Raw genomic sequence first — 13,287 nt, forward strand, 5'->3', positions numbered from 1 at the left:
ACTACTAGGCTTGCCGCATGCCCGACACGCTGACGATCCCGACCGAGCTGCTGCCACACGACGGAAGGTTCGGCGCAGGCCCCTCCAAGGTCTCCGCCTTCCAGATCGAGGCGCTGCGCGCCGCCGAGCGCACCCTCCTGGGCACCTCTCACCGCCAGGCGCCCGTACGGAACCTGGTCGGGGACATCCAGGCGATGCTCGGCGCCTTCTTCTCGCTTCCCGACGGCTACGAGGTCGTTCTCGGCAACGGTGGGTCGACGCTGGCGTGGGACGCCGCCGCGTACTCGCTCGTGCAGCGCAAGGCCCAGCACTGCGTGCAGGGCGAGTTCGGCTCCAAGTTCGCCGCCGCGACGCTAGGCGCGCCCCACCTCGACACGTCGAGCGTGCGCCAGGCCGACGCGGGCTCGATCGTGCTCCCGGAGCTCGAGGACGGCGTGGACGTCTACGCGTGGGCGCACAACGAGACCTCGACCGGCGCGATCTCGCCCGTGACCCGCGTCCGCGGCGCCTCGGACGCGCTGATGGTCGTCGACGGCACCTCAGCGGCGGGCGGCACCGAGCTCGATGTCACGCAGACCGACGTCTACTACTTCGCACCACAGAAGAGCTTCGCCTCGGACGGTGGCCTGTGGTTCGCGCTGATGTCCCCCGCGGCCATCGAGCGCATCGACAGGATCGCCGCGGGCGACCGCTACGTCCCCGCGATCCTGTCGCTCCAGGACGCGGTGAAGAACTCGCGGCAGAACCAGACGCTGAACACGCCCGCCATCGCGACGCTCGTGATGATGCGCGCACAGCTCGAGTGGCTGATGTCCAACGGCGGGATGGCGTTCGCCGCGTCGCGGACCGCGGACTCGGCGTCGCGCCTGTACGGCTGGGCTGAGGCCTCGCCGGTCGCGCACCCGTTCGTGTCGCATGAGTCGTACCGCTCTCCCGTGGTCGGGACGATCGACTTCGACCCCTCCGTCGACTCGAACGCACTGCGCGCGGTGCTGCGTGACAACGGCATCGTGGATGTCGACCCCTACCGCAAGCTCGGCCGCAATCAGATGCGTGTCGGGATGTTCCCGGCGGTCGATCCCGAGGACGTGTCGCGCCTGACCGCCTCGGTCGACTGGGTGCTCGAGCGACTGGTCGACTGAGCGTACGAAGAAGCCCCCTGCCACATCGGAGACGATGCGGCAGGGGGCTTCTTCGTACGTTCGTCCTGCTATTCGGCCGGCTTGTCCTGTTCCGCGGGAGCCTCATCCGCGGGAGCCTCGTCAGCAGCCTCGTCGTCAGCGACCTCGTCGGTCGTGGGCTCAGCGGCGCCGACCTCAACGATCGCAGGCTCAGCAGCATCGATCTCGGCGGTCGCGACCACGTCCTCGGTGGCGGGCTCGGCGGCCTCGGCCACCTCCGCGGTGGCAGGCTCGGCGGCCTCGGCCTCGGCCTCGACCGCTGTCTCGCTGTCAGGCGCCACGGCCTCGTCAGCAACGGCCTCGACCACGGCGTCGGCGACAGGCTCATCCACGACGTCATCCGCGCCGGCCTCGGTCAGGGCCTCAGGGACCGGCTCAGGCTCAGGCTCAGGTTCCGGAGCCAGATCAAACGGGTCGCTGGACTCGTCGATGTAGACCGGGTCGTTCGCGGGCCACTGGCTCCCGGGGCGCTCGACGTCCGTCTGGGAGTGCGCGCCGCAGCCATGATCGACCGACACGACGGAGCCGTCCGACGGCGACCACTCGTTCGAGCAGGCCCCGAACTCGGTGCGCATCGAGCCGGTCAGCGGGATGAAGAAGGCGCACGTGGAGCAGGCGGCGGTCGACGCGATCGCGGACGCGGCCGTCGGGCCGTGCGAGCCCCGGTACCAGCGCTCGGCGGCCTCGTCCCGCCCGCGAGGCGCGAGCACCCGCTCGCGGCCGAGGCCGAGCTCCCAGATGGCGAGAGCGTCGGCGTCCTCGTCGCCCGTGGCCTCGTAGCCGGGCATGAGCCGGCCGTCGTTGTCCACGCGCGGGAGCACCATGCTGGGCTCGAGGTCGCCCGGCTGGACGCGATCGGCCCACGGGATCCACGTGGGGGCGAGCAGCGCATCGTCCGCGGGCACCAGGTTGGCCTCGCAGATGTTCGGCGTCTTGAGCCGCGGAGTGCGGGACAGCGTGACCGACCACACCCAGCCGCGATAGCCAGGAAGGGTGCAGCCGAAGAGGTGGGTGACGAGCTTGTCGCCCTCATCGTTCGCCGAGAGGTGCTCACCGACCGCGGCGGCGTCTCCCGCAGCCTCGACGGCAGCCTCACGAGCGACGTCGACGGCGGCGGCCAGGACGGAGTCGACGGCCATCAGGCGTCCAGCTGCTCCGCGACGGCACGCAGCACGGCGGCGACCTGCGCGCCCTTCGCGCCCTCGGGGTAGCGCCCCCGACGCAGGGTGTTCGAGACGCCGTCGAGCATCTTGATGAGGTCCTCGACGATGACCGTCATCTCCTCGGGCTTCTTGCGCATGTTCTGCGACACGGATGCCACGGGCTCCTGGACGGTGACGGAGAGCGCGGAGGGTCCGCGGCGCCCGTCGGCGATCGAGAACTCGACCTTGGTGCCCGGCTTCGGGTTGGCGGCGCCGTCGGGCAGCGCGGAGGCGTGCAGGAACACCTCGCTGCCGTCCTCGCTCGCGATGAAGCCGAACCCCTTGTCGGAGTCGAACCACTTCACTTTCCCGGTGGGCACATCTACCTCGCTGGTCTCGTCGAAGCCGCGTTCACGGCCAGGGCAAGTCTAACGGTCCTGACCGACACGGATGCAGTCGATCCGCGGGGGCGCGCCTACCCTCGAGGGATGACGGTCCTGATCGATCCCCCGCTGTGGCCCAACCACGGCACGATCTGGGGCCACCTCGTGTCGGACGAGTCTCTCGACGAGCTCCACGCGTTCGCGCGCGAGGCGGGCATCCCGGAGCGGGGCTTCGATCGTGACCACTACGACTACCCGCTCGAGCGGCAGGCGCAGCTCGTCGACCTTGGCGCGAGCCTCGTCTCCACGCGCGAGCTGATACGCCGTCTGCGCGCGTCGGGCCTGCGCGTGACCGCCGCGGCCAGGCGCGAAGGCGCCTGACGCATCGTCCCCGCCCCAGCACCGTCCCCGCCCCAGCATCGTCCCCGTTCCGGCGAGAACCCCGCGGGGCATTTGCCGTACACCTGGCCAATTCGCGGCGAACGTGTTTGAGTTGGTATGCCAACCAACGCGCGACGAGGCGCAACCGGCGCCCTCCGCCACGCGTGCAATGACGCACGAGGAGTTCTTCTATGAAGGCATGGCAGTTCACCGGCACCCACCAGCCGCTCGTCCTGAACGAGGTCCCCGATCCGACGCCCGGCCCCGGCGAGGTGGTCATCGACGTCAAGGCCGCGGGCCTGTGCCACTCCGACGTCGGCCTGCTCGAGGACGAGGGCTGGATGGCCCTCATCGCGCACCTGCCGGTCACGATGGGTCACGAGATCGCGGGCGTCGTCTCCGCCGTCGGCGAGGGCGTGACCGACTATGCGATCGGCGACCGCGTCGGCGTGTGCCCGACCGGAGGGTCGGGAGTGGCCCCCGGTTACGGCCGGGACGGTGGCTTCGCGCCCCAGCACCTCGTCCCCGCCGTGGACCTGGTCCCGATGCCTGCGGGCCTGTCGTTCCCGCTCGCGGCCGCGGGCACCGATGCCGGCATGACGTCGTACCACGCGATAGCGGCGATCGGCGGCGTGAAGGCGGGCGACAAGGTCGCGGTCGTCGGGCTGGGAGGCCTGGGCCAGATCGGCGCGCAGATCGCGATCGTCAAGGGAGCCGACGTCACGGTGGCCGAGCCCAACGAGGCCGCGTGGCCGATGGCGAGGCAGATCGGCGCCACGCGCATCGTCAAGGACATCGCGGAGCTCGCCGGCGAGGGCTTCGACCTCGTGGTCGACTACGCGGGCTTCGGCACCACGACATCGGGCGCCGTCGACGCGATCCGCCGGGACGGCACGATCGTCGTGGTCGGCATGGGCCGGCTCGAGGCGACCATCAACACCCGCGACGTGATCCTCAAGCAGGCGCGGATCCTCGGCTCGAACGGCGGCACGCTCCAGGATGTCGCCGACGTCTACGAGCTGTTCGCCTCGGGCCAGGTGATCCCGCAGATCACGGCGATCGACTTCGACGAGATCCCCGACGGGATCGAGAGCCTCCACGAGGGGCGAGCGCGCGGCCGCGTGGTCGCGCTGCTCGACACCGAGGCCGAGACCGACGCCGCAGCCGCCCGGCTCACGGGCGTCGAGGCCGACGACTCGCACCACGCGCACCACTGACGGCGCCCGCCTGCCCGCCATGCGCTCCGCACGGATTCCCGGGAGACACACGAGCGTGTCGCCTCACACGCCGGCGTGTCGACTGCGTGTCGCGCTCAGATCCGTGCGCAGTGCATGGGACAGGGACGATGCGGCCGTCGCCCTGGCACGACGAACGCCCCCGGGGGATCCCCGGGGGCGTTCGCGCTGGCTTGGATCAAGCGGTCGGGCTTAGAAGCCCATGCCGCCCATGTCCGGGCCGCCGGCCGGCATGGCCGGCTCGGGCTCGGGCTTGTCCGCCACGACCGCCTCGGTCGTGAGGAACAGGGCCGCGATCGAGGCGGCGTTCTGCAGCGCGGAACGGGTCACCTTGACCGGGTCGTTGACGCCCGCGGCGAGGAGGTCCTCGTACACACCGGTCGCGGCGTTGAGGCCGTGGCCGATCGGGAGGTCCTTGACCTTCTCCACGACGACGCCACCCTCGAGGCCGGCGTTGACGGCGATCTGACGCAGCGGGGCCGAGACGGCCGCGGCGACGATCGACGCACCGGTGGCCTCGTCACCCTCGAGCACGAGGCCGTCGAAGGCGAGGTTGCCGGCCTGGATGAGCGCGACGCCACCACCGGCGACGATGCCCTCCTCGACGGCAGCCTTCGCGTTGCGGACGGCGTCCTCGATGCGGTGCTTGCGCTCCTTGAGCTCGACCTCGGTGGCCGCGCCCGCCTTGATGACGGCGACGCCGCCTGCGAGCTTGGCGAGACGCTCCTGGAGCTTCTCGCGGTCGTAGTCCGAGTCCGAGTTGTCGATCTCGGCGCGGATCTGACGCACGCGGCCCTCGATCTGCTCCTCGGCGCCGGCGCCCTCGACGATCGTGGTCTCGTCCTTGGTGACGACGACCTTGCGCGCCTGGCCAAGCGAGGTGAGGTCGGCACCGTCGAGCGACAGACCCACCGACTCGGAGATGACGGTACCGCCGGTCAGGATCGCCATGTCCTGCAGCATCGCCTTGCGGCGGTCACCGAAGCCCGGCGCCTTGACGGCGACGGCCTTGAAGGTGCCGCGGATCTTGTTCACGACGAGGGTCGCGAGGGCCTCGGACTCGACGTCCTCGGCGACGATCAGCAGCGGCTTGCCGGTCTGCATGACCTTCTCGAGGACCGGGACGAGGTCCTTGACGTTGTTGATCTTCGACTCGACGAGCAGGACGTAGGCGTCCTCCAGGATGGCCTCCTGGCGCTCCGGGTCGGTCACGAAGTACGCCGACAGGAAGCCCTTGTCGAAGCGCATGCCCTCCGTGAGCTCGAGCTCCAGGCCGAGGGCGTTCGACTCCTCGACCGTAATGACGCCCTCCTTGCCGACCTTGTCCATCGCCTCGGCGATGAGCTCGCCGATCGTGGAGTCGCCGGCCGAGATGCCCGCGGTCGCGGCGATCTGGTCCTTGGTCTCGACCTCCTTGGCCGCCTTGAGCAGCTCGGCGGTCACGGCCTCGACAGCCTTCTCGATGCCCTTCTTGAGGGCGATCGGGTTCGCGCCGGCCGCGACATTGCGCAGGCCCTGCGTGACGAGCGCCTGAGCGAGGACGGTCGCGGTGGTGGTGCCATCACCGGCGACGTCGTCGGTCTTCTTGGCGACCTCCTTGACGAGCTCGGCGCCGATCTTCTCGAAGGGCTCCTCGAGCTCGATCTCCTTGGCGATGGAGACACCGTCGTTGGTGATGGTCGGCGCGCCCCACTTCTTCTCGAGCACGACGTTGCGGCCCTTGGGGCCGAGGGTGACCTTGACGGCGTCGGCGAGGGCGTTCATGCCCCGCTCCATGCCGCGGCGGGCCTCCTCATCGAAGGCAATGATCTTTGCCATGAGTGTGTTCCTCTTCCGATGGGTGGTGGCTCCCGCATCGCCCGCGACGGACGGCGCTCGCCGCGGGATTCCTGTCACCCCGGGGCTCGCGCCTCGACCGGAAGCCGAGGTCTAGTTAGCACTCGAAAGGGTCGAGTGCTAACGCCGATTCTGGCACTCTCACCCTTCGAGTGCAAATGCCGATCGTGAGACCGGGGGCCGGGCGTTCGGCCGCGTGAGCGATGCCTGCTACGCGGCGGGATCCGACGCGAGCAGCACCTCGATCGCGGTGCCGCCGGGCGTGTCCTGCTGAAGCACAGTGTCGATGCCGAGCGCGTCGGCGATCTCCGCGGCGGTGTCCGCGAGAGCCTCATCCGAGTACACGACGGTGTTCTGACCGTCGGGGATGAGCGACAGGTTGATGTTGTTCGCCTCGACGGAGGTGAAGCCCTCACCCTCGAGTACCGCCTGCTGGGTCGCGGCGAGGCCCGCGACGCCGGAGCCGTTGCGGACGGCGATCGCCGTGCCGTACTCGACCACGGGCTCGGCGGTCGCGCTCGCCGAGGCCGAGGCGCTCGGCGACGCCGACTCGGCTGCCGACGCGCTCGGCGTCGCGCTGGCGGACGACGACGCGCTCGCGGACGAGCTCAGGGTGGCGGTCGCGGACGAGCTCACCGTGGCGTCGTCACTCGAGGAGACGTCCTGGCTCCAGTTCCACGCGACGATCGCGAAGGCGAGGAGCGCCGCGAGCAGGAAGACGATGAGTGGCGGCAGCAGCCTCGTCCACCAGGGCCGCGGCGCGCGGTGCACGCCGACGGGGCCCGCCTCCCGGGCGAGCGCGTCGAACTCGTCCTGCTCGTACTTAGCCACGCGCCGATGCTACCGCGCGTTCAGGCGCCCGCGGCGCGGCCCCTGCCGCGCTGACGCGCGGCGCGCATGCGGCGCAGGCGCTTCACCAGCATCGGATCGTGCGCGAGGGCGCGCTCGTCATCGATGAGGGCGTTGAGGATCTGGTAGTACTCGGTGCCGGACAGCGAGAAGAGCTCCCGGACGGCGTCCTCCTTGGCGCCGGCGTACCTCCACCACTGGCGCTCGAAGTCCAGGATCGCGGTGTCACGCTCGGACAGACCGGTCGGAGGAACCTCCTGGCGCTCGAGACGCACCACGGATCCGCTCATGTTCCCCTCCTTCGTACTGCCCCCAGGTTATCCGCGAATCACGTCGATGTCATTCACCGCGGGCGACGACTCCGTCACCCGGTGCGACGCCCGGCGGGAGTCCCGGCGGGCGCCCCGGCGGATGCGGCGCCGAGCAGGGCGCCGGGCGGGGCTCCGAGCGGGGCTCCAGGCAGGGCGCCGCTACCCTGAGCAGATGCCGACGATGTGGCGAGAGCAGGTGGCTCCTGACTGGCTCCCGGTCCTGGCCGAGGTCGAGCCGACGCTGACCTGCCTGAGCGCCTTCCTGAGCGACGAGGTCGCCGAGGGACACGGCTACCTTCCCCCGTCCGCCGCGATCCTGCGCGCCTTCGAGTCCCCGCTGGCGAGCGTGCGCGTCGTCGTCGTGGGGCAGGACCCCTACCCGACCCCCGGGGACGCCGTCGGCCTGTCCTTCTCCGTCCCGCCCGGACACCCGCAGCCTCGCAGCCTGCGCAACATCGCGACCGAGCTGAGCGATGACACGGGCGAGGTGCTCGTGGGCGGCGACCTCAGCCATTGGGAGCGCCAGGGGGTGCTCCTTCTCAACAGGGTGCTCACCGTGCGCCCTGGACTGCCCGGCTCGCATCGCGGGAAGGGCTGGGAACAGGTGACGGAGGCTGCGCTGCGCGCGCTCGCCGCGCGGGGTGGCCCGCTCGTCGCGATCCTGTGGGGGCGCGACGCCCAGGCCGCGGGCTCGCTGCTGGGCTCGACGCCGCGCGTCCAGTCCGCGCACCCGAGCCCGCTGAGCGCGAGGCGGGGCTTCTTCGGCTCCAAGCCGTTCTCGCGGGTCAACGAGCTGCTCGTCGAGCAGGGCGCGGAACCGATCGCATGGGGAACCCCGGCAATCTGACCCGGCCCGCGCATCGTCCCGATGGAGCTGGCAGCGGGACTTGAACCCGCAACCGCCCGATTACAAGTCGGGTGCGCTACCAATTGCGCCATGCCAGCGATGTCCTGAACGGACGCTCAAGGATACCGGGCGGGGGCAGGGCGCTCGCAAACACGGGGCGCGGAGGTCAGCCGAGAGGCCAGGCGCGTCCTCGTGGGAACTGAGTGCAGGATCCACGCCGGATCTTGCACTCAGTTCCCTCCAGCGCGCGCGGGAGGAGGGACGACGACGCCGCACCCCTCGGGAGGGATGCGGCGTCGCGTAAGGCGCTGCGGCGTTACTCGCCGGCGAGCCCCGTGAGATACGAGGCGAGCTCGCCCTCCTGGAGGTAGTTGACCTCGGAGCCGTCGAGCACGGTGCCGTCGATGAAGATCGTCGGGGTGCCGGACACACCATCGACAGACGACTGCTCGGTCGCAGCCTCGACCCACGAGCGGAACTTGTAGTCGGCGAACGTCTCGGCGACATCGGCGGGGACGCCGACGGTGACGGCGATCGCGGCGATCTCCTCGTCCGAGAGCCCCTCGGAGTTCTCCTCGGGCTGGTTGTTGAACAGCGCCTCGGTGAAGGCCACGAAGTACTCGGGCGCGGCGTCCGCGACCGTGGCCGCGGCGTTCGCCGCGCGGGTCGAGTAGTTGGTGCCGCTCGAGTACGCGTCGAGGATCGAGATCGGGTGGTAGTTCACCTGGATGGTGCCCGCGGAGCGGAGCTCGTCGAGGTCGGCGCTGTTCGTCGACTCGAAGTAGCCGCAGTAGGGGCACATGAAGTCGAAGTAGACGTCGACGACGATCGGGTCGCCGTCGTCCGTCTCACCCGCAACGCCGGCGGAGCCGACGGGGATGCCGCCGCTCGCGAGCGAGTTCGCGGGCGAGCCGTCGGCGCCGTCACCGATCTCCTCGAGAGCGCTGTTCTGGTTCACGATGAAGGCGACCAGGCCGCCGAAGATCGCGAGCGCGGCGACGATGCCGAGGACGATCATCATCGTGGTGCGGCGCTCCTGCGCCTTCATGTTGGCCTTGGCCTGGGCGCGCGCCTTGGCGGCCTTGTCGCTGGATGCCATGAGGGGAGTGGTTCCTTCCGTCTGTCCGGGTCAGTCTAGGCGGCGGCCGGCTCGGGGTCTCCGGCCATCCACCTGTCGAGCGAGAACGGTGTGCGGGGGAAGAATGCCAGCCAGAAGCCGAGAATGAGGAATCCGGTCCGTTCGAGCATGTGGAGCGGGTAGTTCGTGGTGCCCTCGGCGACCTCGCCGCCTCCGCCGAAGCAGCCGCAGTCGATGCTGAGCCCGTGCGCCCACGCCCAGATCAGGCCGATCATGAAGCCCGTGATCATGACGAGCCACACGACGGCGGCCCACCGCGTGAACAGGCCCACGAGCAGCACCGCGGCGACCACGAGCTCGAAGATCGGGAGCATCGTCCCGAACAGCGGCACGATCGCCTCGGGAAGCAGCTGGTAGGCCCGGACCGCGCGGATGGACTGGGGGATGTCCATCAGCTTGGGGATCGCCGCGGCGATCAGGGTGCCGGCCATCGAGAGCCGGACGAGCAGGCTGATCCATGGCTGTGCGACCGCGAAACGGTCTCGGAAAGTCATCGCCCCTCCTGGAGGTCGTGTCCCTGCGGCCGAAGGCGCGCACTCTCAGCGGGGACCATGTTCGACGGTACACCGCGCGTGCGCACCGCCCGCCGACTCCTTCGGCCAGGCAACGACCCACCCCGCATTGTTGTTCCCACAACCTTCGAGCGACGCTTGCGAGCACCTGCGACGATGCCTGGCGCGCGGCATCGCGTCACCGCAACGAGGGGAGGTCGGCGAGCGACCAGGTCCACCCCGACACCTCGGACACCGGCCACCACCACGGCTCCGCGCGCATGTACACGGCGACGATCACGACGCCGATCGCGATGATCGAGACCACGACCCACGCGGCGGCGACCCCCGTCGTCGGCGCGAGCCCGTAGGCCAGGCGGCGGCTCCCGTCCCTCGTTCCTTCGGACCAGGGCCCCACCCACATCGTCCCGGCCGCCGCGAGCGCGCCGAAGGCGATGGCTCCGGCGTGGCCCCAGGCCTGACCCGCCTCGGTACCGGACGCGATCAGCTCCGATGAGGCGAGCCACCACATGAGCGCGCCCGCGCCCACCCCGACCAGCGCGCTCAGGAGCACGGACGGCACGAGCTCGAGGATGCCGCGCAGCAGATGCCAGGGCATCCCGATCGTGTGGACCACGGCGTCGCCGCGCCGCTTTCCTCGGCGCGCGCGCGAGGCGGCGAGCGATGCGGCGCGGCGGTGCACCCCGCGCGCGACGATCGCGGTCGCGACCATCCCGAGGAAGACGACGACCGGGGCGAGCGCCGCGCCCGCGCCGACCGCGAGCGCGCCCAACGCCATCATGACGGGCCGTCCCGGGGTAGGGGGCTCCTCCAGGGCCAGGGACGATGAGGCCCGATCCTGGTCCCCGAGGTCGCCTTCGTGCTCGCGAGGGCCGTCCCAGTGCTGGTCTTCCCAGTGCTCGTCGTCCCAGTGCTGGTCGGCGACCTCGGCGTCGGTGTCGTGGTCGACGTCGTCCGCGGCGGGGAAGGGCTCGAGCACCGTGGTGTCGTCGTCGGAGTACGGCTCGAGGACGGCGGTCGCGTCGTCCTGCGCCTCCCACGCGCCGTCGGACGACGCGCCGCCCGCATCGTCCATCGCGGGCAGCACCGCGGTGCTGGCGAGGGCTGCAGCACCGACGCCGAGCACCTGGGTCTCGCCGCGAAGCGCGGCGACGACCTGCGCGGGAGAGGGGCGCGCGTCGATGTCCTTGCCGAGCGCGGCCTCGAGCGCGTCGGCGCCGGGACGATGCGGCAGGTCGACGTGTCCTTCGAGCGTGCGCGAGACGGCGCCGGCACCGGTGCCGAACGGCGCGCGACCGGTCATCGCGTAGGCGACCGTGGCCGCCCAGGCCCACAGATCGGCGACAGGACCGGGCTCCACGCCGTCGATCACCTCGGGCGCGACGTAGCCGGCCGTGCCGCTCACGAGGCCCTCGCGCGTCAGGCGCTGATCGTCCTCGCGATGCGCGAGGCCGAAGTCGATGAGGACCGGGCCGTGCGGCCCCATCATCACGTTGGCCGGGGTGACGTCCCGGTGGACGACCCCCGCCGCATGCGCGGCCTCGAGAGCGGACGCGATCCGCTCGGCAAGGTCGGCCAGCGCCGCGCCGGCGAGCGGGCCATGCTGCTGGACGTGATCGAACAGCGACAGTCCGGGGATGTACTCGGAGACGACGAACGTCTCGTCGCCGTCGACCTCGGCGTCGAGCACCCGCGGGACCGCGGGATGCCGGAGGGACTGCAGGGCGCGAACCTCGCGCGCGAGGCGCTCCCCCGCCACCGGATCCTCGGCCGCGTCGACGAGCTTGAGCGCCGCGCGCTGACCGCCGCCGTCCTCCACCAGGTAGACCGCGCCCGAGCCGCCGCGCCCGAGGGTGTCCCGCACGACGTACCCGCCGATCTCGTCGCCGACCTCGCGTCGCAGTCCCGCCATGCGCCCACGCTACCGGCACGCATCGTCCCCCGGCCGCGCGGCCACCGCATCGTCCCGGCGCGGGCACCCGCGGCGGCCACCGCATCGTCCTGGCGCTGACCCCGCGCGCACGGCACGAAAGGGACGAAGGTCCTTATGTACGCGGCCCGTGAACCTATGACAGAATGGGCCACGCTCTCGGCATCCCTGCCGGGAGCGAAGTGTCAATGTGGACACCACAGGGCACTCTTCACTACGGATCGTCCGGCACGTACCTGCCGGTGAAGGGACCAAGAAACATGGCAACCGTCACTTTCGACAACGCCTCGCGCATCTACCCGGGGACCGAGCGCCCCGCGGTCGACTCGCTCCAGCTGGACATCGCCGACGGCGAGTTCCTCGTGCTGGTCGGACCGTCTGGATGCGGCAAGTCCACCTCCCTGCGCATGCTCGCAGGCCTCGAGGACGTGGACAAGGGATCCATCTGGGTCGGCGACCGCGACGTCACGCACGTCCAGCCGAAGGACCGCGACATCGCGATGGTGTTCCAGTCCTACGCCCTCTACCCGCACATGACCGTCGCGGACAACATGGGCTTCGCGCTCAAGATCGCCAAGACCGACAAGGCGGAGATCCGCAAGCGCGTCGAGGACGCCGCGAAGATCCTCGACCTCACCGAGTACCTGGACCGCAAGCCGAAGGCCCTCTCGGGTGGTCAGCGTCAGCGCGTCGCCATGGGCCGCGCGATCGTGCGTCAGCCCCAGGTGTTCCTCATGGACGAGCCGCTGTCGAACCTCGACGCCAAGCTCCGCGTCCAGACCCGCACCCAGATCGCCGCGCTCCAGCGTCGTCTCGGCACCACCACCGTCTACGTGACCCACGACCAGGTCGAGGCCCTCACGATGGGCGACCGCATCGCGGTCCTCAAGGACGGCGTGCTCCAGCAGGTCGGCACCCCCCGCGACATGTACGACGCTCCGGCGAACGTGTTCGTCGCGGGCTTCATCGGCTCGCCGGCCATGAACATCTCGACCTTCAAGGTCGAGGACGGCAAGGCCATCGTCGGCCCCGCCCGTGTTCCGCTCAAGCGCGAGACGCTCGACAACATGTCGGCTGACGACAACTCCGAGGTCGTCCTCGGCTGGCGTCCGGAGTCCATGGACCGCGTGGCGCCGAACTCCGAGGGCGCGCTGCCCATCGAGGTCGTCGTCGTCGAGGAGCTCGGCTCCGACGCGTTCGTCTACGGCCAGCTCCCGACGCTCGCGACGACGCTCGCCGACCCGAAGTTCGGCGGCACGGGCGAGGTCATCGTCCGCGTCGACCCGCGCGACGTTCCGGAGAAGGGCTCCACGATGTGGGTCACCATCCGCGAGGGCGAGCAGCACGCGTTCTCCGCCACCACCGGCAAGCGCATCAGCCCGTCGGCCGCGTCGACGGCTGCCACGCCGACCGCGTAAGGCACCACAGCAGTTCCGCTGAAGGGGCGGTCCGGGTCTCAGACCCGGGCCGCCCCTTTCGCATGTCCGGGTTGGGTGTCCGGTCCCGACAGTTCGAACCAATCTGAAGCGCGACACCCCGGCG

13 protein-coding genes and 1 tRNA gene are annotated in these 13,287 nt (G+C 70.7%); 5 read left to right on the forward strand and 9 right to left on the reverse strand.

Annotated features, from left to right (window positions below; genetic code table 11):
- Positions 1-17: 17 nt before the first annotated feature.
- A complete protein-coding gene (serC, locus tag AOP78_RS09790) occupies positions 18-1,142 on the forward strand; it encodes a phosphoserine transaminase (protein WP_062203716.1) in 1,125 nt (374 codons plus the stop codon).
- A 68-nt stretch (positions 1,143-1,210) separates the two neighbouring features.
- Here serC and AOP78_RS09795 read toward each other — a convergent pair whose 3' ends face one another.
- Together AOP78_RS09795 and AOP78_RS09800 are read right to left on the reverse strand one after the other, a co-directional pair.
- The gene (locus AOP78_RS09795; RefSeq protein WP_083979996.1) at positions 1,211-2,320 is read right to left on the reverse strand and encodes a DUF3027 domain-containing protein; all 1,110 of its coding nucleotides are present in this window, start codon (positions 2,318-2,320) and stop codon (positions 1,211-1,213) included.
- Positions 2,320-2,703 carry a cold-shock protein gene (locus AOP78_RS09800; protein WP_062203719.1) on the reverse strand — a complete coding sequence of 128 codons (384 nt, stop codon included), beginning with the start codon at positions 2,701-2,703 and terminating at the stop codon, positions 2,320-2,322. The genes AOP78_RS09795 and AOP78_RS09800 overlap by 1 nt, the downstream gene beginning before the upstream one ends.
- A gap of 108 nt (positions 2,704-2,811) precedes the next feature.
- Here AOP78_RS09800 and AOP78_RS09805 point away from each other — a divergent pair, with 108 nt between their 5' ends.
- A complete protein-coding gene (locus AOP78_RS09805; RefSeq protein WP_062203721.1) occupies positions 2,812-3,087 on the forward strand; it encodes a DUF4031 domain-containing protein in 276 nt (91 codons plus the stop codon).
- Positions 3,088-3,278: 191 nt separating this feature from the next.
- Positions 3,279-4,304, forward strand: a complete 1,026-nt coding sequence (locus AOP78_RS09810) for a zinc-binding dehydrogenase (protein ID WP_083979997.1) — start codon at positions 3,279-3,281, stop codon at positions 4,302-4,304.
- Positions 4,305-4,514: 210 nt separating this feature from the next.
- Here AOP78_RS09810 and groL read toward each other — a convergent pair whose 3' ends face one another.
- The 3 genes from groL to AOP78_RS09825 form a co-directional block, all read right to left on the reverse strand.
- Positions 4,515-6,140, reverse strand: coding sequence for a chaperonin GroEL (gene groL, locus AOP78_RS09815; protein WP_062203724.1), 1,626 nt, complete (start codon positions 6,138-6,140; stop codon positions 4,515-4,517).
- A gap of 228 nt (positions 6,141-6,368) precedes the next feature.
- Complete coding sequence (locus AOP78_RS09820; RefSeq protein ID WP_062203727.1) at positions 6,369-6,989, reverse strand: LytR C-terminal domain-containing protein; 621 nt, start codon at positions 6,987-6,989, stop codon at positions 6,369-6,371.
- A 20-nt stretch (positions 6,990-7,009) separates the two neighbouring features.
- On the reverse strand, positions 7,010-7,297 hold the full coding sequence (locus AOP78_RS09825) for a DUF3263 domain-containing protein (RefSeq protein ID WP_062203730.1): 288 nt from the start codon (positions 7,295-7,297) through the stop codon (positions 7,010-7,012).
- A gap of 193 nt (positions 7,298-7,490) precedes the next feature.
- On the opposite strand from AOP78_RS09825, the gene AOP78_RS09830 reads away from it, so the two are divergent.
- Entirely contained in the window at positions 7,491-8,165 is a 675-nt protein-coding gene (locus AOP78_RS09830; protein ID WP_062203733.1) for a uracil-DNA glycosylase, read from the forward strand.
- Positions 8,166-8,187: 22 nt separating this feature from the next.
- Here the strand turns inward: AOP78_RS09830 and AOP78_RS09835 are convergent.
- The 4 genes from AOP78_RS09835 to AOP78_RS09850 all read right to left on the reverse strand — a co-directional run bounded on the left by AOP78_RS09835 (position 8,188) and on the right by AOP78_RS09850 (position 11,727).
- Positions 8,188-8,263 (reverse strand) — tRNA-Thr (locus tag AOP78_RS09835).
- Between the two features lie 218 nt (positions 8,264-8,481).
- Positions 8,482-9,264: a DsbA family protein gene (locus AOP78_RS09840; protein WP_062203736.1), complete on the reverse strand. Its 783-nt coding sequence runs from the start codon at positions 9,262-9,264 to the stop codon at positions 8,482-8,484.
- A 35-nt stretch (positions 9,265-9,299) separates the two neighbouring features.
- Positions 9,300-9,797, reverse strand: a complete 498-nt coding sequence (locus tag AOP78_RS09845) for a MauE/DoxX family redox-associated membrane protein (protein WP_062203738.1) — start codon at positions 9,795-9,797, stop codon at positions 9,300-9,302.
- A 196-nt stretch (positions 9,798-9,993) separates the two neighbouring features.
- The gene (locus AOP78_RS09850) at positions 9,994-11,727 is read right to left on the reverse strand and encodes a serine/threonine-protein kinase (protein ID WP_062203740.1); all 1,734 of its coding nucleotides are present in this window, start codon (positions 11,725-11,727) and stop codon (positions 9,994-9,996) included.
- A gap of 278 nt (positions 11,728-12,005) precedes the next feature.
- On the opposite strand from AOP78_RS09850, the gene AOP78_RS09855 reads away from it, so the two are divergent.
- Entirely contained in the window at positions 12,006-13,163 is a 1,158-nt protein-coding gene (locus AOP78_RS09855) for an ABC transporter ATP-binding protein (RefSeq protein ID WP_062203742.1), read from the forward strand.
- Positions 13,164-13,287: the final 124 nt, after the last annotated feature.

It is taken from the genome of Demequina salsinemoris (assembly GCF_000974805.1).
In the GTDB taxonomy this organism is placed as follows: Bacteria; Actinomycetota; Actinomycetes; order Actinomycetales; family Demequinaceae; genus Demequina; species Demequina salsinemoris.

Bases quoted from the DNA above. Each gene is read 5' to 3' on its own strand.
- serC (WP_062203716.1), top strand. From the start codon at position 18: ATGCCCGACACGCTGACGATCCCGACCGAGCTGCTGCCACACGACGGA.
- AOP78_RS09795 (WP_083979996.1), bottom strand. From the start codon at position 2,320: ATGGCCGTCGACTCCGTCCTGGCCGCCGCCGTCGACGTCGCTCGTGAG.
- AOP78_RS09805 (WP_062203721.1), top strand. From the start codon at position 2,812: ATGACGGTCCTGATCGATCCCCCGCTGTGGCCCAACCACGGCACGATC.
- AOP78_RS09810 (WP_083979997.1), top strand. From the start codon at position 3,279: ATGAAGGCATGGCAGTTCACCGGCACCCACCAGCCGCTCGTCCTGAAC.
- groL (WP_062203724.1), bottom strand. From the start codon at position 6,140: ATGGCAAAGATCATTGCCTTCGATGAGGAGGCCCGCCGCGGCATGGAG.
- AOP78_RS09825 (WP_062203730.1), bottom strand. From the start codon at position 7,297: ATGAGCGGATCCGTGGTGCGTCTCGAGCGCCAGGAGGTTCCTCCGACC.
- AOP78_RS09830 (WP_062203733.1), top strand. From the start codon at position 7,491: ATGCCGACGATGTGGCGAGAGCAGGTGGCTCCTGACTGGCTCCCGGTC.
- AOP78_RS09840 (WP_062203736.1), bottom strand. From the start codon at position 9,264: ATGGCATCCAGCGACAAGGCCGCCAAGGCGCGCGCCCAGGCCAAGGCC.
- AOP78_RS09845 (WP_062203738.1), bottom strand. From the start codon at position 9,797: ATGACTTTCCGAGACCGTTTCGCGGTCGCACAGCCATGGATCAGCCTG.
- AOP78_RS09850 (WP_062203740.1), bottom strand. From the start codon at position 11,727: ATGGCGGGACTGCGACGCGAGGTCGGCGACGAGATCGGCGGGTACGTC.
- AOP78_RS09855 (WP_062203742.1), top strand. From the start codon at position 12,006: ATGGCAACCGTCACTTTCGACAACGCCTCGCGCATCTACCCGGGGACC.